The sequence below is a fragment of the Burkholderia cenocepacia genome (assembly GCF_900446215.1).
GTDB lineage: Bacteria > Pseudomonadota > Gammaproteobacteria > Burkholderiales > Burkholderiaceae > Burkholderia > Burkholderia cenocepacia.
In genome coordinates, this window is the sequence record NZ_UAQZ01000014.1 from 497889 (window position 1) to 519954 (window position 22066).

Sequence of the window (22066 nt, forward strand, 5' to 3'; positions counted from 1 at the left end):
CCTCACCAGTTGCGGAACCGGGCCGGCGGCGCATAGAGCCCGCCCGACCAGTGCACCAGATCCTTGATCGACCGCGCGGCGAGCCAGCGGCGGTCGGCGTCGAGCGGATCGATGCCGAGATCCTCCGGGCGGCGGATCACGCCGCGCTCGCGCAGCCGCTCGACCATCTTCCGGTCGCGGCCGCGGCCGACGTCGGTATAGCCGGCGACGCCGCGGATCGCGTGCTCGCGTTCGTCCTTGTCGCGGCACATCAGCAGGTTCGCGATCCCTTCCTCGGTGACGATGTGCGTGACGTCGTCGCCATAGACCATGATCGGCGCGAGGTCGAGCTGCAGCTTGTCCGCGAGCTTCAGCGCGTCGAGCTTCTCGACGAACATCGGCACGTTCTTGTCGCCGAACGTCTCGCCGATCTGCACGACCAGCTTGCGGCCGCGCCGCAGCGCCGCCGGCGTGTCGGGGTCGGCTTCCGCGCCGGCCTTCAGCCACGGCTCGCTCGGATGGCGCCGGCCGCGCGCGTCGCTGCCCATGTTCGGCGCGCCGCCGAAGCCGGCGATCCGCTCGGCCGTGACCGTCGACGAGTGGCCGGACAGGTCGATCTGCAGCGTCGAGCCGATGAACATGTCGCACGCATAGAGGCCGGCCGTCTGGCAGAACGCGCGGTTCGAGCGCAGCGACCCGTCGGGGCCCGTGAACCACACGTCGGAGCGCGCGCGGATGTAGTCGTCCATCCCGACCTCGGAACCGAAGCAGTGGATCTGCTCGACCCAGCCCGATTCGATCGCGGGAATCAGCGTCGGATGCGGGTTGAGCGCCCAGTGCGTGCAGACCTTGCCCTTCAGCCCGAGCTTTTCGCCGTAGGTCGGCAGCAGCAGCTCGATCGCGGCCGTGTTGAAGCCGATCCCGTGGTTCAGGCGCTTGATCCCGTACGGCTCGTAGATGCCCTTGATCGCGAGCATCGCGGTCAGGATCTGCGTTTCGGTGATCGCGGCCGGATCGCGCGTGAACAGCGGCTCGACGTAGAACGGCCGGCCGGCCTCGACGACGAAATGCACGCGATCGCCCGGGATGTCGACGCGCGGCACCTTGTCGACGATGCGGTCGACCTGCGCGATCACGATGCCGTCCTTGAAGGCGGTGGCCTCGACGACGGTCGGCGTGTCCTCGGTGTTCGGGCCGGTGTACAGGTTGCCGTCGCGATCGGCGCTCACGGCGGCGATCAACGCGACCTGCGGCGTGAGGTCGATGAAGTAGCGGGCGAACAGTTCGAGATAGGTATGCACCGCGCCGAGCGCGATCTTGCCGCCGAACAGCAGCTTCGCGATGCGTTGCGACTGCGGGCCCGAATACGCGAAGTCGAGCCGCTTCGCGATGCCGCGCTCGAACACGTCGAGATGCTCGGGCAGCACGACGCCCGACTGCACCATGTGCAGGTCGTGGATCTTCGCGCTGTCGACGTCGGCGAGCGCCGTCGCGAGCAGGTCGGCCTGCTTCTGGTTGTCGCCTTCGAGGCACACGCGGTCGCCGGGCCGCAGCACCGCTTCGAGCAGCGCGACGGTGTCGCGCGCATCGACCCGCTTGCCTTGCGCGTAAGCCGCGCCGGCCGCGAGGCGTGCATCGCGCGCCTGCCGCGCGTGATTCCATCCCGTCATGAACAGTTCTCCGCTTCGAGGGTTCAGCGGCATTCTAAGCCTGGCGCCGCTGTCGATTGATGAAGTTGCAGAATGCGACTCAGAGGACGCCGCGATGGATGGGCGGCCCGCACGCGGACCGCGTCGCATCGCCCTACCCGCCGACCAGCGCGCGCGTCGTGAAGAACAGCAGCGACGGCCCGAGCAGGCAGCCGATGCCGGTATGGAACGTGGCGACCAGCGCGCCGTACGGGACGAGCCGGCGATCCGTCGCGGCAAGGCCCGCGCTCACACCGCTGACGGTGCCGGCCAGCCCGCCGAAGATCATCGCGGAGCGCGGCGTCTTCAGGCCCATGAAGTTGGCCGCGATCGGCGTGCCGACCATCACGATGATCGCCTTCACGAGCCCGGTCGCGATGCTGAGCGCGATCACGTCGGAACTCGCGCCGATCGCCGCGCCGGTGACGGGCCCGACGATGTAGGTGACGGCGCCCGCGCCGATCGTCGTCATGCTGACCGCGTCGGTGTAGCCGAATGCGCGCGCGATGCAGGCGCCGACGATGAACGGCAGCACGGTGCCGAGCAGCAGCGACACGACGCCGACGAGCCCGGCCTTGCGCGCCTCGGTGGGCTGCACTTCGAACGCGGTCGCGACGATCGCGAAATCGCGCAGCATCGCGCCGCCCATCAGGCCGATGCCGGCGAACAGCTTGACGTCGGCCAGCCCCTTCTCGCCGCCGGTGAATGCGCCGCCGACGTACGCGAGCACGAGACCGATGACGATCGCGATCGCCGAGCCGTGCACGCGGCCGAACGTGAGCTTGCGCGACGCGATCGACGACAGCCACATGATCAGGCCGACCAGCGCGAACGACGCGACGAGCCCGTTGTGGGCGACGACTTTTTCGAGCATCTGCAGCATGGCGGCCTCCGTTATTGTTCTTCGAATTGCGGCACGCCCGCGAAGGCCGTGTCGTCGCGCCCCGTGCGCGCGAGTACCGCGATGCAGCAGGCGCAGATCGCGACCGCGCCGACGGCGGCCAGCAGCGCGACCGGGCCGCCCTTCAGCGCGGCGACGACGTTCTGGTTCGCGGCCATCGCGACGACGACCGGGATGTACATCGCGCCCCAGAAACCGACGCCGGCCTCGGTCTCCTTCGGCAGCCAGCCGCGCCGGTGCAACCACAAGCGCAGGCAGATCAGCAGCAGCATCGCGATGCCGACGCCGCCGACGTTGGTCTTCACGCCGATCGCGCTGCCGAGCAGGTCGCCGAGGAACAGTCCGGCCAGGTGGCAGAACGCCAGCAGCGCGGTTCCGTAGATGATCATGAGTCGTCTCCAGTCTCTTCGTGACGGGCGCCTGACGCGTGCGGGAGTCAGGCCCGCACGCCGATCCGGGGCGGACTGTCTGTCTCCTGCGGCGGGGCGCCGCGGCCCGGCGGCTCGTCGTGCGAGCACGTTCTCGGGGTCGATGGGATGATGCGGTTTCGGGCCGGACGCCGGATGGCTTAGACTGACCGAAGCAGCCGGCGGCGCGACACGGGCTACGCGCCCGGCGCCCTCGTTCGCGGAGGCCGCACTGGCGCGTGATCCGATACTAGCGCCGCAAAATCCGGCCATTTATGAAGTTGTCGAAACCGATTCAGTGGATTTAGCAATGCGTCCGTTACCGCCCGAGCTGCTGCGCAGTTTCGTCGCCGTCGCCCAGTCCGGCAGCTTCACCGCCGCGTCCGAGCGCGTGAACCTGTCGCAATCGACCGTCAGCCAGCATATCCGCCGCCTCGAGGAGCTGCTCGACCGGCCGCTGTTCGAGCGCGACACGCGCAACGTGCACCTGTCGCAGCACGGCGACGCGCTGTTCCGCTACGCGGTGCGCATCCTCGAACTGATGGACGAGGCCGTCACGTCGGTATGCGGGCCGCCGCTGTCGGGCAAGGTGCGGCTCGCGATGTCGGAGGATTTCGCGTCGGCGCACCTGACGGCCGCGCTCGCGAGCTTCGTGCAGCGCAACCCGGACGTCGAGCTCGCGATCTCGACCGGGCTGTCGGGCGACCTGTTCGACGCGCTCGACGAAGGCCGGCACGATCTCGTGTTCGCGAAACGCATCGCCGGCAGCCGGCGCGGCCGCGTGATCCGCAGCGAACCGCTGTACTGGTGCACCGGCCCCGATTCGCGGATCACCGGCCACGAGGCCGTGCTGCCGCTCGCGATGCATCCGGAGCCGAGCGTGTCGCGCCGCCGCGTGCTCGAATCGCTCGAGGCCGTCGGGCGACCGTACCGGATCGCCGTCGTGAGCAGCAGCATCGCGGTATTGCGGGCGGCCGCGAGCGCGGGGCTCGGCGTCAGCGCGTTCGCCGGCTACGTGATCCCGGCCGGGCTCGCGCGGCTCGAGGCGGGGCTGCCGGAACTCGGCGAACTCGAATACGTGATCGACCGCCCGGCGGCCGCGTCGCGTTCGACGCTCGCGCTCGAAGCCACGCTGATCACCGCGGCGGCCGAGTTGTAGCGGCACCGCGCGCACCGCACGGGTGCGCCCGCCGCACCTGACAGCTTTGCCCGGAACGCGTCATCGTCCGCGCAGCACCCGCTCGCGACAATGGGCCCCATCGGAACGCACGGTATCGCGCCGCGCGCCACCGGTACCCGTCCCCTTGATCGGAGCCCGCCATGAAGAACGTCCTGCGATTCGCCGTCGCGACCGCTGCAGCCGCGCTGCTGTCCCCCGCCTTTGCCCAGACCGATGCGGCGGCCCCCGCACCGGGCCTGACGCGCGCGGAAGTCATCGACCAGCTCAAGCAGGCCTATCTCGACGGCGAACTGCCGACGAACGACGGCAACTACCCGCCGAACGCCGCGACCCGCGCGCGCAACCGCGAACTCGTGCAGGCCACGAACCCCGGCTGGCTGGCGCAGACGCCGCCCGCTCCGCAATCGACGTCGCAGCAATAGCCGGCGCGCCGGATCAGGGCAGGAAGCTGCGGCGCCGCGCGTCGATCAGTTCGACGAGCAACCGGTCGCGCTCCGCCGCCAGTTCCTGCATCGAGCGCTCGCCCTGGATCGCGCGCAGCTCGTCGTTCAGCTTGCGATCGACCTCCGGATCGAACGACGGCGTGCCGAGGTCGTCCCACCAGCTCGTGATCGGCCCCGACAGGTGTTCGAGGAAGTGCGCGATCCCGCCCGCGCCGCCGCCGAGGTGATAGGTCAGGCACTGCCCCATCAGCCCCCAGCGCAGGCCGGGGCCCCACGCGACGGCCTTGTCCGCATCGGCGACGCTCACGACGCCTTCGCCGACGAGGTGATACACCTCGCGGAACAGCGCGGCCGCGAGCCGGTTCGCGACGTGGCCCGTCATCTCCTTGTTGAGGACGATGGTCTGCTTGCCGAGCGCATCGTAGAACTGCTTCACGCGCGCGATCACGTCCTGGCCGGTCGCATCGCCGCCGACCAGCTCGACGAGCGGGATCAGATGCGGCGGATTGAACGGATGCGCGATCAGGCAGCGTTCCGGATGCTTCGCGCACGCGGTCTGGATGTCGGACATCTTCAGGCCCGACGAGCTCGACGCGATCGGCACGTGCGCGGGCAGCACGTCGTCCATCTGGCGATAGAGCGCACGCTTCAGGTCGAGTCGCTCGGGGCCGTTCTCCTGCACGAAGTCGACGCCGTCGAGCGCCCGCACGAGATCGGCGTCGAACGACAGCCGCGCGGCAAGTTCGGCGGCCCGCTCGCCGAGGAACGCGGCCAGCGCGTCGCGCAGCCGCGCGTCGGCTTGCGGCGCCGGGTCGGTCACGACGACGTCGAAACCCTGCGTCAGGTAGAAAGCGGTCCAGCTCGCGCCGATCACGCCGGCGCCGACGATCGCGATACGTCGAATGTCCATGGTTGTCCCGTGTCGTTGGTCTGCAGATATGCCGCAGCGATTGTCGCATCGAATCCCGCTCACCTGCGTCGACGCCGATTGCGGATGCCCTCTTGAAATGCGCGACGGCGGCCACTAATTAAGCGTCGTCGGGCAGTGCCGACTACCACGCACCGCCCCCGTATCGACCCAGTGGAGCCACCCGTCGCGCCCGCCGCAGGCGTCGCGCCGTCACGTCTCCCGCGTTCCCTGTTCAGGAGGACCAACATGAGCGGTATCCATTTCGGCCACGATCTGTTCGACGAATTCGCCCGCGTGCAGCGGCAGATGGCGAGCCTGCTCGGCGAACGCCCGTCCGGCATCCGCGCGGTGCGCCCCGGCGCGTTTCCCGCGCTCAACGTCGGCGCCACCGACGACGCGATCGAGATCGTCGCGTTCGCGCCCGGCATGGCCGCGGCCGACTTCGACGTGTCGATCGACAAGGATCTGCTGACGATCAGCGGCGAACGCAAGCCGGCGCCGCGCGAAGGCGACGACGTGCGCACGTATGCGCAGGAGCGCTTTCACGGCGCGTTCCGCCGTGTGGTCGAACTGCCGCGCGACGCGGACCCCGACCAGGTCAGCGCCCGCTATGAAAACGGCTGCCTGCTGATTCGCGTCGGCCGGCGCGAAGCGGCGAAGCCGCGCGCGATCACCATTCAGTAATCTTCAGGATATCGACATGAACACGAACCCGACCCTGGCCGAACGCCAAACCGACACCGTTCACCCCGCGGCTGCCGAAGCCGCGCGCCGGCCCGCGATCATCCCGTCCGTCGACATCGTCGAGGATCAACGCGGCGTCACGCTGCGCGCCGACCTGCCGGGCGTGCCGCGCGAGAATCTCGACGTGAAGGTGCACGACACGACGCTGACGATCGAAGCCACGACGCACATCGACACACCGGCCGACCTGCGCGTGCGACATGCGGAAGTGCGCGCGACGCGCTATGCGCGATCCTTCGTGCTGAGCGCCGACCTCGACACGTCGCGGATCGACGCGAACCTGCGCGACGGCGTGCTGACGCTGACGATCCCGCGCCGCGAGCAAACGCGTCCGCGCCGCATCGACGTGACGGCCGGCAACGCGTAAGTGCCGATGCGTGTCCTGACGCGACGCGCATGAAAAAGCCCCGTCCGGCGCGCTGCCGGCGGGGCTTTCTTGCATCGGGCCGCACGCGTTCGCGCGCGCGGACGCCCGCTTCAATCGAAATCGAACAGGTCGAACACCGACTTCTTCCGACGCCGGCCGTCATGCCGGTCACGCTCGTCGTACGAGCGACCATCGCGCCCCCAGCCATCGTCACGGCCGCGCTGCGCATGCGTATCGTGTTGTGCGGGCGCGGCGTCGCGACGTACCGGCGCGTCGCCGGTTTCCCGGGCGATCAGCTTGTCGAGTTCGCCGCGATCGAGCCACACGCCGCGGCAGGTCGGACAGTAGTCGATCTCGATCGACTGGCGCTCGGCCATCAGCAGGTCGGGCGTCTTGCAGACAGGACATTTCATCGCGCTTCTCCTTTCCGTGCGAATTTCATCCGGATTCCGTATGAGGCGCGCGAACCGGCCGCCGCAGCGGCCGGCGTCACGCGCGCCGGCTCAGTCGCGTGCCGCGTGCGCCGCCCGCTTCGCCTTCGCGCGCCGCGCCAGCATGTTCATGCCCTCGACGAACGCCGAGAACGCCATCGCCGCATAGATGTAGCCCTTCGGCACGTGCGACCCGAACCCTTCGGCGATCAGCGTCATGCCGATCACGACCAGGAACGACAGCGCGAGCATCACGATCGTCGGGTTGCGGTCGATGAAGCGCGCGAGCGGCTGCGCGGCGAACAGCATCACGGTCACGGCGACGATCACGGCGACGAACATGATCGGAACGTGCTCGGTCATGCCGATCGCGGTCACGATGCTGTCGATCGAGAACACGATGTCGAGCATCACGATCTGGCCGATCGCGGCCCACACCGTCAGGCCGGCCGCGCCGGCCGCCCCGCCCGCGGCGTCGCCGTCGTGCGACACGTGGTGATGGATTTCGGTGGTCGCCTTCCACACGAGGAACAGGCCGCCCGACAGCAGGATCATGTCGCGCCACGAGAACGCATGGTCGAACAGCGTGAACACGGGTTCGGTCAGGCTCGCGATCCACGCGACGCTGCCCAGCAGCGCCAGGCGCATCACCAGCGCGAGCCCGATGCCGAGGCGCTGCGTGCGTGCGCGCTGCGCTTCGGGCAGCTTGTTGCTGAGGATCGAGATGAAGATCAGGTTGTCGATGCCGAGCACGACTTCCATCACGACGAGCGTCAGGAGCGCGGCCCAGACGGCGGGGTCGGTGGCAAGCGTCAGCAGGTAGTCCATGGGAGGGCCGATACGAAAGTGGAAAGCCTGATGATATGCCGCCCCACACTTCGAAAAAATCAGAGAGAATCTGATTTCAGGTTCGGTTTTTCCGATATATCCCGCTGCGATGCTGAATTTTCGACATCTGTACTATTTCTGGGTCGTCGTGAAGGAAGGCGGCTTCGCACGCGCCGCCGCCCGGCTGGACATGGCCGTGCAGACGATCAGCGCGCAGGTGCGCGAGCTGGAGAAATCGCTCGGGCACCAGTTGTTGCGCCCGGCCGGGCGCGGCGTGGCGATGACCGACGCCGGGCAGGCCGCGTTCGCGCGCGCGGAAGTCATCTTCGAGATGGGCCGGCTGATTCCCGACGACGTGCGCGCGGCGGCCAGCCAGCCGACCGTGCGGCTCGCGGTCGGCCTCGCGGACGGCATCTCCAAGCTCGCCGCGCACGCGCTCCTGGCCCCGGTGCTCGATACGCCGACGCTGCGGCTGCTGTGCCACGAAGGCGAGCACGACGCGCTGCTCGCGGAGCTCGCGCTGCATCATCTGGATCTCGTGCTGGCCGGCCAGGGCGCGCCGTCCGGGTCGAACCTGCGCGTGACGAGCGAGCGGCTCGTGGCGTCGCCAGTCGACTGGTACGGGCCCGCGGCACTCGTCACGCCGGCCGCGCGGCAGCGCTTTCCGCAGTGCCTGGCCGAGCTGCCCGTGCTGCTGCCGACCGCGCATTCCGCGTTGCGCGCGCGCCTCGACGGGTGGCTGGAAAGCGAGCGGATCATGCCGCGCGTGGCCGGCGAGTTCGAGGACAGCGCGCTGATGGCCGTGTTCGCGGCGCGCGGCCTCGGCGTGTTTGCGCTGAGCGAACTCGGCGCGAACGATGCGTCGCTGCTGCGCGGGCTCAGGCGGCTCGGGCGCGCGGGCGACGTGACCGAGGAGATCCACGCGATCCGCTCCCGGCGCGGCGAACACCATCCGCTGACGGCGCAATTGCTGGCCGCGGCGCGCGGCGCGCCGGCCGGCTGAAGCGAGCGCGACATCAAACGAAACTATAATGTCGCCCCGGCCATACGAGATGTGCACGCGCGCGCCATCCAGGCACCGCCCTTGCGCCGCCTCTCGCCGAGCCTTCTGAAAGACGCCATGCACAACCGATTTCGCCTGTTTTCCGTTTCGTGCGCGCTCGCGGCCGCGACCGTGCTGGCGGCATGCTCGTCGCCGCCCAAGCCGATCTACCAGCAGGAACAGTTCGACGCGACGAGCAGCCCGTATGCGCATACGTTCCACTCGAAATCCGACGCGGCCTGCGAGGCCGCGCGGCGCGCGCTGCTGAGCCAGGGCTACGTGGTGTCGTCGTCGCGCAACGACGCGGTCGACGGCAGCAAGAATTTCCAGCCGAGCAACGACATGCACGTCGTGATCGAGTTTCACGTCGTGTGCGCGGACGCGAACGCGGACGGCTCGTCGAGCATCGCGTACGTGAACGCGGTGCAGGACCGCTACACGCTGAAGAAGTCGAATACGTCGGCCAGCGTCGGCCTCAGCGTGTTCGGCTCGCTGTCGCTGCCGATCGGCTCGAGCGACGATGCGCTCGTCAAGACCGCCAGCGAGACGATTCCCGCCGGCGTGTTCTACGAGCGGTTCTTCAATCTCGTCGAGCATTTCCTGAAGATCGACCCGGCGCGGCGCGACCGCGCGACCGTGAAGGCCGCCGAGAAGGAGCCCGTCGCGCCGCTGCCCGAACCCGCGCCGACGCCGCAAGGCGAACCGATGAAAATGACGACGCCGGTCGTGCCGACGCCGCCCGCGGCGCCGGTGCCGCTTTCGGTGCCGGGTGTCACGCCCGGGTCGGGCGCGAATGCCGTGCCGGCCGCGGCATCGGCCGTCGCGGTGCCGGCGGCGATGCGCGCTGCCGCGCCGGCGGCGTCCGGGCCGGTGCCGGCCTCGGGTGTGGCGCCTGCGGCGGCTTCCGCACCTGCGCCGGCTTCGGCTACGGGCTCTGCACCTGTATCGGCTCCGGCTCCGGCTCCCGCGTCGGCTGCGGCACCGGCTTCGGCGCCCGTGCCGCCTTCGGGTCCGGCCACCGCGCCGGCACCATCGTCGACCTCCGGCTCGACGGCCGCGCCGGTTTCCGCGCCCGCGTCTGCCGCGGGTCCGGCCGCACCACCGGCCACCGCCACTTCGTCATCGACTGCGCCCGCGCCTTCGTCGGCGGCATCGGCACCCGCCTCCGCGTCCGCACCGGCACCATCGAGCACATCGCCTGCGCCGGCTGCCACCAACCCGGTCGCATCGTCCACACCGTCCGGCGCGAGCGCACCCGCCGCGAACTGACTACGCGCCCCAACCGTCGCGCCTGCCCATAGGCGGCGGAGCGCGCCGGTACGTCCCCGCCGCATCCTTCCCGGAAGCCGTTCCCGCCTATCCAGCCGTGCGCGGGCCGACACGTGGCCGCGCGAGATTGACGGGCACGCAACGTCTACGCGTCGCGGTTGACCACGCGCGCCCAAACCCGCAGCCACCAAACGCGAAATCTCGGGCGCCCCGCCGTCTCGCGACTGCATTGCTTGCCGGCGCCCCCGCCTACCGCAACGTCGCGCGCAGCGTCTGCAGATGCTCGACGGTCGCGGTCACGCCGCCGCAGACGATCACGGCGAGGTCGGACGCCGACGCAAGCACCGGCACCGGCCGCTCCAGCGCGGCCAACGCCGCGCCGCACGCGGGCTCGACGACGATCCGGTGTTCATCGACAAACCGCAGCGATGCGGCCACCGCGTCGGCATCGGACACGACGACCGGATGGATCGCGTGGCGCGTCGCCCATTCGACCGCCGCGTCACACGGCCGCTTCGCGCCCAACGACGTCGCGATGCTCGCGATGGCCGCCAATTCGACTGGACGCCCCTGCGCGACCGAGCGCGCATAGCAGTCGGCGCCTGCCGTTTCAGCCGCGACGACGGGCACGTCGTGCCAGCCGTTGCGCACCAGCCCTTCCAGCACGCCGCACAGCAGACCGCCGCCGCCGACCGCGAGCACGATCGCGTCGGGCTTCGGGCCGACGGCCGCCATCTCGTCGATCATCGTCGCGTGCCCCTGCCACAGCACGCGGTCGTCGAACGGATGCACGAACGCGTCGTGCTCGTCGAGCGTCGACTGCGCGAACGCATTCGCCTCGGCCCAGCTTGCCCCGTGCACGACGAGTTCCGCGCCTTCGACGCGGATCAGTTCGCGCGCCCGGGCCGACGCGCTTTCCGGTACGACGACGCGCACCGGTACGCCGAGCTCGCGGCCGCAATACGCGACCGCGATGCCCGCGTTCCCGCCCGACGACGACACGAACCGCCGGGCGCCGTCTGCATGACGCGCCTCGCAGACGGCGCCGATGCCGCGCAGCTTGAACGAGCCCGACGGCTGCAACGCATCGAGCTTCAGCCGGATGGTTTTGCCGAGCCGGCGGGACGCGATGTGCGAACGGATATAGGGGGTCGGGATATGAAGCGGCATGGGACGGAACGCAGTGGGAAAGAAGGAAACGCATGCGGCGCGCGACGAAGCGCGGGAGCAACGAAGGTCATCGTACGGCAGGCCGGTCATGCTTTCCAATACCATCGAATGGTGTCTGCTATGCTTCACAGGCATATCTACCCGACCGCACCGACACCACATGCGCCAGATCGAACTGCGTCACCTGCGCTACTTCGTCGCCGTCGCCCAGGCCGGCAGCGTGATGGCCGGCGCCCGCGCGGCCGGCATCGTGCAGCCCGCGCTGTCGCGGCAGATCCGCGAGCTCGAGGATGCGATCGGCACGCCGCTGCTGATCCGTCGCGCGACCGGCGTCACGCTCACGGCGGCCGGCACGAGCTTCCTGCAGGATGCGACCGGCCTGCTCGCCATGCTGCAGGACAGCCGCGAACGCGCGTTACGCAGCGCGGCCGGCCAGCTCGGCGAACTGCGGCTCGGCGCGCTGCCGAACTGCCTGCCGTTGCCGATCGTCGCGAACGTCCTCAAGACGTTTCGCGATGCGTGCCCGGACGTGAAACTGTCGATCGCGCCGATGCTGTCGGCCGAACAGGCGAGCGCGCTGATGCGCGGTCAGCTCGACGCCGGGATCATGGCGTGGCGTCGCGAGGAAGCGCCGCACCTGACGGGTGTGCGGCTGCTGAGCGACCGCTTCGTGCTCGCGATGCCCGCGCCGCCGGGCGGCCGCTTCGTCGCGCCGCGTACGCTGGCCGATGTCGCCGACGCCCCGTTCGTGTGGTTCGATGCGCAGCGCTCCGCCGCGCACCACCGGTTCCTGATGACGCAGTGCCAGCAGGCCGGCTTCACGCCGCGCATCGCGCAGGTCGGCAGCGACATCCCGACGCTGATCGGCCTCGTCGCGGCCGGCATGGGCTGCGCGTTCGTGCCGGAAAGCGCGTCGCCGACTTGCCCGCGCACGGTCCGGCTCGTCGCGCTCGACGAGCTTGCGAGCCGCTTCGACATCGAGTTCGTGTTCGACGGCGCGGCGGCGGCGCCGTCGCCCGTCGTCGCGCGGTTTCTCGCGGCGGTCCGCGATGCGGCCGGCGAACCGGGCTGAACGCGGGCCGGACGCAGCGGCGCAGAATCGGTCGATGCGACTGGCGCCGCCAAACGCGACGTACGGAAAATCCGCTCCGCGATCTCGTCGGTTTCGATGCTTTTGCATACGGAATGACACCGCCGTGTCATCGAAAAATCTTTCAGGACGCCGACAGCCGATGCGACGACATCGCAATCTTCAAATTGACACCAAAAACGGCCGTTTAACACCGGTTCGAATCGTCATGGCCCGAAATATACTGCGCGCGCATCCAACCCTCGTGCCAAAGAGAGGACGCGTTTCCGCCCCGGCCATGGTCCCCCTGTGGTCGGGGCTTTTTTGTCGATGCGCGTTGTAGCGAAGCGTTTCCGGCCATTTCGCGACGCGGGCTGCACGCCATCCTCTATCTCGAAGCCATGCGTGCCGACCACGCAGCCGCATGTCGCCGCCCCAGCCGCCGGACGACTTCCCGAGCGTCGCGCAGGCCAATTCGCCCGGCGACGACGAAGCGCCGCGAGCCACCGCTGCCTGTCCGGAAATCGCGTCTCATGCTTGACGAATGTATTTCGGAAAATCCCCGCCGTTCACCTATCCCGCCGAAGCCTTGCGCACGCGTCACGCCACGCGCATCGCGCCGCCGCTGCATTGTTGACATGAAATCAAGATAATTTCGTCCGGATGCGGCTTTTTCCGCAAAAGTAATGCAGGCACACTTCGCGCTGTCCTCAATGGCTTCGTGCCGTTGTTCCCCGCTTACAAGGAGCCCACTGCGTGAACACCACGACTTCCTCTCCGTCCCGCCCCGGCGGCAGCGCCACGCTGCCGCTGCTGGCGCTCGCCGCCGGCGCGTTCGGCATCGGCACGACCGAGTTCTCGCCGATGGGCCTGCTGCCCGTGATCGCCGACGGCGTGCACGTATCGATTCCGCAAGCCGGCATGCTGATCAGCGCGTATGCGATCGGCGTGATGGTCGGCGCGCCGCTGATGACGCTGCTGCTCGCGCGCTGGTCGCGCCGCTCCGCGCTGATCGCGCTGATGTCGATCTTCACGATCGGCAACCTGCTGTCGGCCGTCGCACCGGACTACACGACGCTGCTGCTCGCCCGCCTCGTGACGAGCCTCAACCACGGCGCGTTCTTCGGGCTCGGCTCGGTGGTCGCGGCGAGCCTCGTGCCGCGCGAAAAGCAGGCCAGCGCGGTCGCGACGATGTTCATGGGCCTGACGATCGCGAACGTCGGCGGCGTGCCGGCCGCGACCTGGCTCGGCCAGATCATCGGCTGGCGCATGTCGTTCGCGGCGACTGCCGGCCTTGGCCTGATCGCGATCGCCGGCCTGTTCGCCGCGCTGCCGAAGGGTGAAGCCGGCAAGATGCCCGACCTGCGTGCCGAGCTGTCCGTGCTGACGCGCCCGGTCGTGCTCGGCGCGCTCGGGACGACGGTGCTCGGCGCCGGCGCGATGTTCACGCTCTATACGTACGTCGCACCGACGCTCGAACACCTGACGGGCGCGACGCCCGGCTTCGTGACCGCGATGCTGGTGCTGATCGGCGTCGGCTTCTCGATCGGCAACATCGCGGGCGGCCGTCTGGCCGACCGCTCGCTCGACGGCACGCTGATCGGCTTCCTGTTGCTGCTGATCGCGACGATGGCCGCGTTCCCGCTGCTCGCCACCACCCATGCGGGCGCCGGCGTCACGCTGCTGGTCTGGGGGATCGCGACGTTCGCGGTCGTGCCGCCGCTGCAGATGCGCGTGATGCGCGCGGCCCACGAAGCGCCGGGCCTCGCGTCGGCCGTCAACATCGGCGCGTTCAACCTCGGCAACGCGGTCGGCGCCGCCGCCGGCGGGGCGGCGATTTCGGTCGGGTTCGGCTACGCGGCGGTGCCGCTCGTCGGCGCGCTGATCGCCGCCGCCGGGCTCGCACTCGTGATGCTGCAGGTCACGCAGCGCCGCCGCTCGCCGGCCACCGCGAATTCATAAGGGCACGCAACGCCCGGACTGCCCGGGCTCGTTCCGCATGCATTTTTACGGCCGCGCAATGCGGCCGTTGTCATTTTCAGCGTGCAATCCGGTTCCGACGGTTCAGTCAGCGCCCCGCGGCAAACCCGCCGAAAAACGCGCGCGCGTTCGCGTCGAGACTCGCGAGGTGATAACCGCCCTCCTGCACGATCACCGTCGGCAACCCGAGCGCGCCGATCGCACCGCCGAGCCGCCCGAACCCGTCGGTCGTGACCGCCACCTGCGACTGCGGGTCGTCCTTGTAGATGTCGAAGCCGAGCGCGAGCACGAGCGCATCGGGCTGGAACCGGTCGAGCGCGCGCAGCGCGTCGTCGAGCCGCTCGAAGAACGCCGACTCCGGCGCGCCGTGCGGCATCGGCAGGTTGAGGTTGAAGCCGTCGCCGGCGCCCGCCCCCGTCTCTTCCTCGTAACCGGCGACGACCGGGTAGAAGTTGGTCGGGTCGCCGTGGATCGACACGTACAGCACATCGTCGCGGCCGTAGAAAATCTCCTGCACGCCCTGCCCGTGATGCATGTCGGTATCGAGGATCGCGACGCGGCGATGGCGGCCGAGCAGCGCCTGCGCGGCAATCGCCGCGTTGTTCAGGTAGCAGAAGCCGCCCGCCGCGTCGCGGCGCGCATGATGGCCGGGCGGCCGGCACAGCGCATAGGCTTCGCGGGCGCCGTCGTTGACGTCGGCCGCGGCCGCCAGCGCGCCCTGCGCGGACCAGTACGCCGCGCGCCACGTGTTCGCGCCCACCGGGCAACTGCCGTCGGCGAGATAACGCGCGGCTTTCGCGAGCACGCCGCGCAGCGGGTTCGGATCGCGCACGAACACGTTCGACATCACTTCGTCGCCCCAGTCGTCGGGCATCTGCTTCCAGTCGCGGTGCGCGTCCTCGAGAAAGCGCAGGTAGTTCATGTCGTGCACGGCCGCGATCGGCGCGGTGCCGCGGTCGGCCGGCTCGCGCACGTCGAAGTCGAGCGACCGGACGGCCGCGACGAGCCGCGCCGCGCGCTCGGGCACTTCCTGCGGTTCGCGCATCTGGCCGCGCGACAGGTAGCTGCGCGGATGGTGCAGCAGTTGTTCGGGATGGAAATAGGTTTTCATGGGGTCCTCGTCGATTCGCCGGATCAGGCGCCGTGCGCGGCAGCCGCCGCGTCGACGCGCGCCGCGATGCCGGCCCGCGCCAGCACCGCATGGAGCAGCACGTTCGTGCCGCGCGTCACGTCGTCGGGCAACGCATCCTCGGCTTCGTTGTGCGACAGGCCGTCGACGCACGGAATGAACACCATCGCGGTCGGGAAGCGGCGTGCGAGCAGGATCGCGTCGTGGCCGGCGCCGCTCACGATCCGTTCGTGCGTGTAGCCGAATGCGGCCGCCGCCTGCGCGACCAGCCCGACGCAAGCGCGGTCGAACGGCGTCGCCGGGCTGCGCCAGCAGTTTTCGACCGCCACCTGCACGCCGCGCGCGGCGGCGACGCGTGCGCAGGCGTCGCGCAGGTCGCGCTCCATCGCATCGACTTCCGCATCGTCGTGATGACGCAGGTCGACCGTGAACGTCAGGTCGCCGGCAATCGTGTTGCGCGACGCATTGCGGATGCCGACCTGGCCGATCGTCGCGAGCCCGCGCGGCGCATAAGCGGCGACGATCCGTTCGAGTTCGAGCGCGATCTGCGCGCTCGCGAAATACGCGTCCTTGCGATACGGCATCGGCGTCGTGCCCGCGTGCGCGGCCACGCCCGTCACCGTCACGTCGAGCCAGCGGATCGCCTGGCCGCCCGTGACGATGCCGATCGTCGTGCCGTTCGCCTCGAGCACGGGGCCCTGTTCGATATGCGCCTCGAAATACGCGTCGACCGCACCGCCCGTCGCACGCGTGCCGCGATAGCCGCACGCGTCGAGCGCCGCGCCGAGCGTGACGCCGTCGGCGTCCTGCTTCGCGAGCGCGTCGTCGAGCGGCAACGCGCCCGTGAACACCGCCGAACCGAGCATCGCGGGCGCGAAGCGCGCCCCTTCCTCGTTGGTCCACGACACGATCTCGAGCGGCTTGTCGGTCCCGATGCCGGCGTCGTTCAGCGTGCGCACGAGTTCGAGCGCGGCGAGCACGCCATAGACGCCGTCGAAGCGGCCGCCTTCGGGCTGCGTGTCGAGATGGCTGCCGATCAGCACCGGCGCGGCGTGCGCATCAGCGCCGTCACGCCGGGCGAACAGGTTGCCGACCGTGTCGACGCTCACCGTCATCCCCGCGTCGCGGCACCATTGCGCGAACAGGTCGCGCCCGCGCCGGTCGTCATCGGTGAGGGCGAGACGCCGCACGCCGCCGCGCGGCGTCGCGCCGACGCGCGCCATGTCGGCCAGGCTCTGCCACAGGCGGGCGCCGTCGATTTCCAGCAGATCGTTCATATGCATTCCGGATCAATTCGTTCGTTGAGGGTCAATGCGAGCCGAGCGCTTCGGCGGCAGCCGGCTGCGCGGCGCGGCGCGCATCGAGCGCGACGATGCAGAGCAGCGAAATGCCGGCGAGACACGTGTAGAACACCGCGAGCGGCCACCACTGGCCCGCGAAGCGATGCGCGAGCCACGTGCCGACGAGCGGCGTCAGGCCACCCGCGATCGCGCCGCAAATCTGATAGGCGAGCGAGATCGCCGAATAACGCACGTGCGCGGGAAACACGTCGCTGACGAAGCCCGCGATCACCGAATAGAAGCCCGCCATGCACACCACGGCGAGCGCGATGCCGGCGACCAGCGACGCGGACGTGCCGCCCTGCACGAGCATGAACATCGGATACGGCGACAGCATCGCGAGCAGCGCCGCGAGCTTGAGGAAGCGCGCGCCGCCGATACGCTCGGCGATCCAGGCCGCGAGCGGCTGCGCGAAGAACTGGATGATCGCGACCGCGAACAGGCTGTCGAGGATCAGCGAACGCGAGACGCCGACGTACTGCGTCGTGTACGCGATCATGAACGTGTTCGTGAAATAGACGCCCGCGATGCCGATCGTGTTCGCGCCGATGCAGAGCAGCACGAGCCCCGACGCGGAACGGAACACTTCCGCGACCGGCAGCTTCACCGTGCGGTTGGCTTCCTTCACCCGCGCGAATTCCGGCGACTCGTTCACGCCGAGCCGGATCAGGATGCCGACCACGAGCAGCACCGAACTCGCGAGAAACGGCAGGCGCCAGCCCCATGCGAGGAAATCGGCCTTGTCCATCGACGTGACCGCGCGGAACGCGATCAACGACAGGATCAACCCGGCCGGACTGCCGAGCTGCGCGAACGACGCGAAAAACGTGCGGCGCCCCTGCGGCGCATGCTCGCCCGCCATCAGCACCGCGCCGCCCCATTCGCCGCCGACCGCGATCCCCTGCACGACGCGCAGCGCGACGAGCAACACCGGCGCGAGGATGCCGACCTTCGAATAATCGGGCAGCAGCCCGACGCACACGGTCGCGACGCCCATCATCATCAGCGTCGTCATCAGCGCCTTCTTGCGGCCGATGCGGTCGCCGAGATGGCCGAAGATCACGCCGCCGAGCGGACGCGCGAAGAAACCGACCGCGAACGTCGCGAACGACGCCATCGTGCTGACGAAGCGGTCATGCGACGGGAAATACAGTTCGCCGAACACGAGCGCGGCGGCGGTCGCGTAGATGTAGAAGTCGTACCACTCGATCATCGTGCCGATGAACGCGGCCGTCGCGGCGCGTCCCGGCTGGCGGGCGGAAGGAAGGGACTGGGTCATGCGGGCTCCTGACGCGCGCCGCGGCGGGGCGACGCGCAATATCGTGATGACGGCCGTCTGTCGCGGCCTCGCGCCGCACGCTGCGGCGCCCCTCCTTTATCGGTGACCGCAAATCATTAGTCAAATTTCAAGTTATTATTCACCGTATAAATTCAACTAATGACTTACCCCCCGCCCGTCCGGAGACCCGATGCGCCCCGACCTCGCCCCGTTCCTGAACGACCGTCTCGACTGGAACCTGCTGCGCACTTACCTGGTGATCATGCAGGAGCGCAGCGTGAGCCGCGCGGCCGCCCGCCTGCACGTCACGCAGCCGGCCGTGAGCCAGGCGTTGCGGCGGCTCGAGGAGACGCTCGAGCGCCGGCTGATCGAGCGGCGCGGCGCGCACTTCGCGCCGACGCCGGCGGGCGAGGCCGTGTACCGGATCGCGAGCGACATCTACGGCGGCATCTCGCGCCTCGAAACCGAAATCGACGACAGCACGGCCGATCTGACCGGTTCGATCCGGCTGCTGACGGTGAGCCGCATCGAATCGCCCGTCTACGACGAGTTCCTCGCGGATTTCCATCGCGCGTATCCGCGTATCGACCTGCAGATCGAGGTGATGCGTTCGTCGGACATCCTGTCGTCGCTGCTGCAGAAGACGGCCACAGCCGGGCTCGGCCTGTGCCGCACGCCGCACGACAAGCTGGAAATGCGCTGCTTCCTGCGCCAGCGCTATGCGATCTACTGCGGCCGCCATCACCGGTTGTTCGGGCAGACACAGTTACGGATGGACGACCTGCTCGCGGAGAATTTCGTGTCGTTCACGAGCGACCAGATCGGCGACAGCCTGTCGCCACTCACCGTGTTCCGCGACCAGAAGGGTTTCACGGGGCGCATCGTCGCGTCGTCGCCGAGCCTGGAGGAAGTGCGGCGGCTGATCTTCGCGGGCTACGGGATCGGCTGCCTGCCCGAGCACATCGTGCGCGACGACATCGCGCAGCAACGGCTGTGGCGGCTGCCGCCCGACGACGGGCTCGTCGACGTCGACGTGTTCCTGCTGTGGCATCGCGACCGCAAGATGAATGCGGCCGAGCACGCGTTTCTCGACGCGATGGAGCGCTGCATGCAGCGCTACTCGCTCGCGGAGCGGCTCGGCAAATGACGGCGCGGGCGCGCCCGGTGCACGCGCCGGGCACACGCGGCCCGGCGCGTTGCGTGCGTCAGAAGCGATGCACGATGCCGAGTTGCACGCCGCGCGCATTCGCGCCCGGGTACGCGAGCGGCAGGCCGGGGTTCGCCGCACCGGCGAGCGTGTAGCCGGCCTGGTTGCGGTTGCGCAGGTACGACAGCGCGCCGTAGAAGCTCGTGCGCTTCGACAGGTCGTATTCGTACATCAGCCCGAGCTGGTCCGCATGATTGCCTTGCGACGACTGGTCGTGCAGGTACGCATAACCGAGCGCGATGATGTTGGCAGGATTGAACTGATACTTGACCGACACTCCGTATACGCGCGAATCGATCCCGAGGTCGGCCCACTTCACCGCGGAAAAACCGCCATACACGGTGGCCTTGCCGATCGCGTACGACGCGCCGGCCATGATCGTGCGATCGGTCGTGGTGGCCGCGGCGTTCTTCAACCACTGCCCCGCGACGAATGCGCCGAACGGGCCGTGTTCGTAGGTCAGGTCGAACTGCCGGCTGGAGCCGGCCGAGCGCACGCCGCCCGCGTCGCCGAACCCGACGTACAGCCCGCCCTGGAAACCGGCGATCTCCGGGCTCTGGTACGACAGCGTATTGCTCGTGCGGAAGGCGAACACGGTCAGGTTGTCCATGCCGGACGCCTGCGTGACGCCGCCGAACGCATCCTGCCCGCCCTGGTCGTTGAACAGCGGCGAGTTCTGCCGGCCCGCGCGCACCTTGCCCCACTGCCCCGCGATGCCGACCCACGCCTGCCGGTTGAACATCGTGCCGGCACTCGCGAGCGAGCCGTCGTTCGGGTTGAAGCCGTTTTCCAGCGCGAACTCGATCTTCTGCCCGCCGCCGATATCCTCGCCGCCCTTCAAGCCGAACCGGCTGCCCCACTGCCCGCCCGAGTCGATCGCCGCCGTATAGCCGTTGCCCGTATTCACGACCTGCGCGAATTCGTCGATCACGCCATACAGCGTGACGCCATCCTGCGCGAGCGCAGCACCCGAAGCCGCGAGGCAGGCGACCGCCACCGTGAAGCGAAGACCGGCGTGCGCCGGCCGCGCGCGGCAACCGCTGCCGTGCGCTTCATTTCTCTTAGTCATACTATTCAATAGGTCGAGATTGAAGCGATGCCGGACGCGGCGTGATGCCGCTCCGGTATCGCGGGATACGGAATCGTGTTGACGGAGCCGGCGCAGGCCGCGCCCGGCTCGGCGCTCAGGCCGGCGGCTTGCCGGCCCGATGCGCGAGACGTGTGGTCAGTGGTGAACTTCGCCGCGTTCGAGCGGCAGGATCAGGCGTTCCGGAATGCTGCGTCGCGACGCGCGGGCACCGACGTAATACAGCACGGCCGGCACGGCGAGGCCGAGAATCCACGAGATGTCGGTGCCGCCGAGCGCGTCGACGAGCGGCCCGGTGTAGATGTGCGTCGACATGAACGGCAGTTGCACCAGGATGCCGACCACGTAGATCGTGATGGCCATCACGTTCCAGCGGCCATAGCGGCCGTCCGGATCGGACAGCGCCGGCACGTCGTAGCGCGAACGCGTGAAGCAGTAGTAATCGACCAGGTTGATCGCGCTCCACGGCGTGAAGAACGCGAGCAGGAACAGGATGAACGCGGTGAATTCCTTCAGGAATGAATGACGGCCCGCTAGCGCGATCAGCGTCGACACGCAGATCATCCCGAAGATGTACACGAGGCGGCTCTTCGACGATACCGCGCCCTTGCCGCGAAAGCCGCTGACGATCGTCGCCATCGACATGAAGCTGCCGTACGCGTTGAGCGCCGTCACCGTCACCTTGCCGAACGCGATGCTGAAATACAGGAGCGCGGCCACGGCGCCCGTCGAACCCAGGCCGACGATGTACGACACCTCATGGTGCGCGAACTGGCTGCCGGCCAATGCGGCCGCGAACACGCCGAACACCATCGCCGCCTGCGCGCCGATCACCGAGCCGAGGCCGACCGCGACAAACGTCGCGACCGACGACGTCGAGCGCGGCAGGTAGCGCGAATAGTCGGCCACGTACGGGCCGAACGCGATCTGCCACGACGCGGACAGCGACATCGCGAGCAGGAAGCTCGCCAGCGAGAAATGCCGGTTCGCGAGCAGCGCGCCGATGTCGTGGTTCGCGAACAACTGCGCGAACATGTAGACGAACGCGACGATGCCGATCACGCTCGCGATCCGGCCGACGAAGTGGATCGCGCGATAGCCGAACACGGTCAGCACGACGATCACGGCAGCGAACAGCAGGATGCCGGCCGCGTCGTCGACGTGCAGCAGTTGCGCGACGGCCTGCCCGGCCAGCACCGAGCCGCTGGCGGAAAAGCCGATGTACATCAGGCACACCAGCACGATCGGGATCATCGCGCCGTACACGCCGAACTGCACGCGGCTCGAGATCATCTGCGGCAACCCGAGCTGCGGCCCCTGCGCGCCGTGCAGCGCCATCACCGCGCCGCCGACGAACTGGCCGAGCAGCAGCGCGACCAGCGACCAGAACACGTCGCCGCCGAGCACGACCGCGAGCGCGCCCGTGACGATGGCGGTGATCTGCATGTTGGCCGACAGCCACAGCGTGAACTGGCTCAGCAGGCCGCCGTGGCGCTCGGCGTCGGGAATGAAGTCGATCGAGCGTACCTCGATCAGTCCGCCGGCTTTTCCACTGGAATTCGTTGACACGGGTCAATCTCCAAAATACTCAGGACCACATATGGTTTGAACGGGAC

General features: G+C 69.1%; 21 protein-coding genes. 9 read left to right on the forward strand and 12 right to left on the reverse strand.

Translation table 11 applies throughout. From position 1 onward, the window contains the following. Positions 1-2 precede the first annotated feature (2 nt). The 3 genes from mdcA to madL all read right to left on the reverse strand — a co-directional run bounded on the left by mdcA (position 3) and on the right by madL (position 2957). Positions 3-1649, reverse strand: a complete 1647-nt coding sequence (mdcA, locus tag DTA15_RS28970) for a malonate decarboxylase subunit alpha (RefSeq protein ID WP_012492488.1) — start codon at positions 1647-1649, stop codon at positions 3-5. A 133-nt stretch (positions 1650-1782) separates the two neighbouring features. After that, positions 1783-2550, reverse strand: coding sequence for a malonate transporter subunit MadM (gene madM, locus DTA15_RS28975; protein ID WP_006485311.1), 768 nt, complete (start codon positions 2548-2550; stop codon positions 1783-1785). Between the two features lie 11 nt (positions 2551-2561). Next, the gene (gene madL, locus DTA15_RS28980) at positions 2562-2957 is read right to left on the reverse strand and encodes a malonate transporter subunit MadL (RefSeq protein ID WP_006485307.1); all 396 of its coding nucleotides are present in this window, start codon (positions 2955-2957) and stop codon (positions 2562-2564) included. A 328-nt stretch (positions 2958-3285) separates the two neighbouring features. Between madL and DTA15_RS28985 the strand changes: the two genes are divergently transcribed. Further along, entirely contained in the window at positions 3286-4134 is an 849-nt protein-coding gene (locus DTA15_RS28985) for a LysR substrate-binding domain-containing protein (protein ID WP_006497633.1), read from the forward strand. A 161-nt stretch (positions 4135-4295) separates the two neighbouring features. Then, positions 4296-4577 carry a DUF4148 domain-containing protein gene (locus DTA15_RS28990; protein WP_006485314.1) on the forward strand — a complete coding sequence of 94 codons (282 nt, stop codon included), beginning with the start codon at positions 4296-4298 and terminating at the stop codon, positions 4575-4577. A 13-nt stretch (positions 4578-4590) separates the two neighbouring features. Here the strand turns inward: DTA15_RS28990 and DTA15_RS28995 are convergent, their stop codons facing one another. Beyond that, positions 4591-5508, reverse strand: a complete 918-nt coding sequence (locus DTA15_RS28995; protein WP_006485315.1) for a 3-hydroxyacyl-CoA dehydrogenase NAD-binding domain-containing protein — start codon at positions 5506-5508, stop codon at positions 4591-4593. 246 nt (positions 5509-5754) lie between these two features. Between DTA15_RS28995 and DTA15_RS29000 the strand changes: the two genes are divergently transcribed. After that, positions 5755-6192, forward strand: a complete 438-nt coding sequence (locus DTA15_RS29000) for an Hsp20/alpha crystallin family protein (protein WP_006485305.1) — start codon at positions 5755-5757, stop codon at positions 6190-6192. 16 nt (positions 6193-6208) lie between these two features. Further along, positions 6209-6619: an Hsp20/alpha crystallin family protein gene (locus DTA15_RS29005; protein ID WP_006485316.1), complete on the forward strand. Its 411-nt coding sequence runs from the start codon at positions 6209-6211 to the stop codon at positions 6617-6619. Between the two features lie 110 nt (positions 6620-6729). Here the strand turns inward: DTA15_RS29005 and DTA15_RS29010 are convergent, their stop codons facing one another. Together DTA15_RS29010 and DTA15_RS29015 are read right to left on the reverse strand one after the other, a co-directional pair. Continuing rightward, positions 6730-7032: a TFIIB-type zinc ribbon-containing protein gene (locus DTA15_RS29010; RefSeq protein ID WP_006485320.1), complete on the reverse strand. Its 303-nt coding sequence runs from the start codon at positions 7030-7032 to the stop codon at positions 6730-6732. Positions 7033-7122: 90 nt separating this feature from the next. Beyond that, on the reverse strand, positions 7123-7878 hold the full coding sequence (locus DTA15_RS29015; protein ID WP_006485308.1) for a TerC family protein: 756 nt from the start codon (positions 7876-7878) through the stop codon (positions 7123-7125). Positions 7879-7987: 109 nt separating this feature from the next. On the opposite strand from DTA15_RS29015, the gene DTA15_RS29020 reads away from it, so the two are divergent. Both DTA15_RS29020 and DTA15_RS29025 read left to right on the forward strand, forming a co-directional pair. Beyond that, on the forward strand, positions 7988-8881 hold the full coding sequence (locus tag DTA15_RS29020; RefSeq protein ID WP_006485310.1) for a LysR family transcriptional regulator: 894 nt from the start codon (positions 7988-7990) through the stop codon (positions 8879-8881). Positions 8882-8998: 117 nt separating this feature from the next. Next, the gene (locus DTA15_RS29025) at positions 8999-10189 is read left to right on the forward strand and encodes a DUF2242 domain-containing protein (RefSeq protein WP_012492485.1); all 1191 of its coding nucleotides are present in this window, start codon (positions 8999-9001) and stop codon (positions 10187-10189) included. 249 nt (positions 10190-10438) lie between these two features. Here the strand turns inward: DTA15_RS29025 and DTA15_RS29030 are convergent, their stop codons facing one another. Then, complete coding sequence (locus DTA15_RS29030) at positions 10439-11359, reverse strand: pyridoxal-phosphate dependent enzyme (RefSeq protein ID WP_006481842.1); 921 nt, start codon at positions 11357-11359, stop codon at positions 10439-10441. A gap of 160 nt (positions 11360-11519) precedes the next feature. Between DTA15_RS29030 and DTA15_RS29035 the strand changes: the two genes are divergently transcribed. Both DTA15_RS29035 and DTA15_RS29040 read left to right on the forward strand, forming a co-directional pair. Beyond that, positions 11520-12431, forward strand: a complete 912-nt coding sequence (locus DTA15_RS29035) for a LysR family transcriptional regulator (protein ID WP_006481804.1) — start codon at positions 11520-11522, stop codon at positions 12429-12431. Between the two features lie 753 nt (positions 12432-13184). Further along, positions 13185-14390 carry an MFS transporter gene (locus tag DTA15_RS29040; RefSeq protein ID WP_006481768.1) on the forward strand — a complete coding sequence of 402 codons (1206 nt, stop codon included), beginning with the start codon at positions 13185-13187 and terminating at the stop codon, positions 14388-14390. A 106-nt stretch (positions 14391-14496) separates the two neighbouring features. Here the strand turns inward: DTA15_RS29040 and DTA15_RS29045 are convergent, their stop codons facing one another. The 3 genes from DTA15_RS29045 to DTA15_RS29055 are packed head-to-tail and all read right to left on the reverse strand — an operon-like array spanning position 14497 to position 18156. Continuing rightward, complete coding sequence (locus DTA15_RS29045) at positions 14497-15519, reverse strand: histone deacetylase family protein (protein WP_006481821.1); 1023 nt, start codon at positions 15517-15519, stop codon at positions 14497-14499. Positions 15520-15542: 23 nt separating this feature from the next. Next, positions 15543-16814 (reverse strand): Zn-dependent hydrolase, encoded by a 1272-nt coding sequence (locus DTA15_RS29050; protein WP_034178352.1) that lies wholly within the window; start codon positions 16812-16814, stop codon positions 15543-15545. A 31-nt stretch (positions 16815-16845) separates the two neighbouring features. Next, a complete protein-coding gene (locus tag DTA15_RS29055; protein ID WP_006481843.1) occupies positions 16846-18156 on the reverse strand; it encodes an MFS transporter in 1311 nt (436 codons plus the stop codon). A 190-nt stretch (positions 18157-18346) separates the two neighbouring features. On the opposite strand from DTA15_RS29055, the gene DTA15_RS29060 reads away from it, so the two are divergent. Beyond that, positions 18347-19303, forward strand: coding sequence for a LysR family transcriptional regulator (locus DTA15_RS29060; RefSeq protein ID WP_006481805.1), 957 nt, complete (start codon positions 18347-18349; stop codon positions 19301-19303). A 58-nt stretch (positions 19304-19361) separates the two neighbouring features. Here DTA15_RS29060 and DTA15_RS29065 read toward each other — a convergent pair whose 3' ends face one another. Then, positions 19362-20432 carry a porin gene (locus DTA15_RS29065; protein ID WP_006481840.1) on the reverse strand — a complete coding sequence of 357 codons (1071 nt, stop codon included), beginning with the start codon at positions 20430-20432 and terminating at the stop codon, positions 19362-19364. A 156-nt stretch (positions 20433-20588) separates the two neighbouring features. After that, a complete protein-coding gene (locus tag DTA15_RS29070; protein WP_006481800.1) occupies positions 20589-22019 on the reverse strand; it encodes a purine-cytosine permease family protein in 1431 nt (476 codons plus the stop codon). Positions 22020-22066 lie beyond the last annotated feature (47 nt).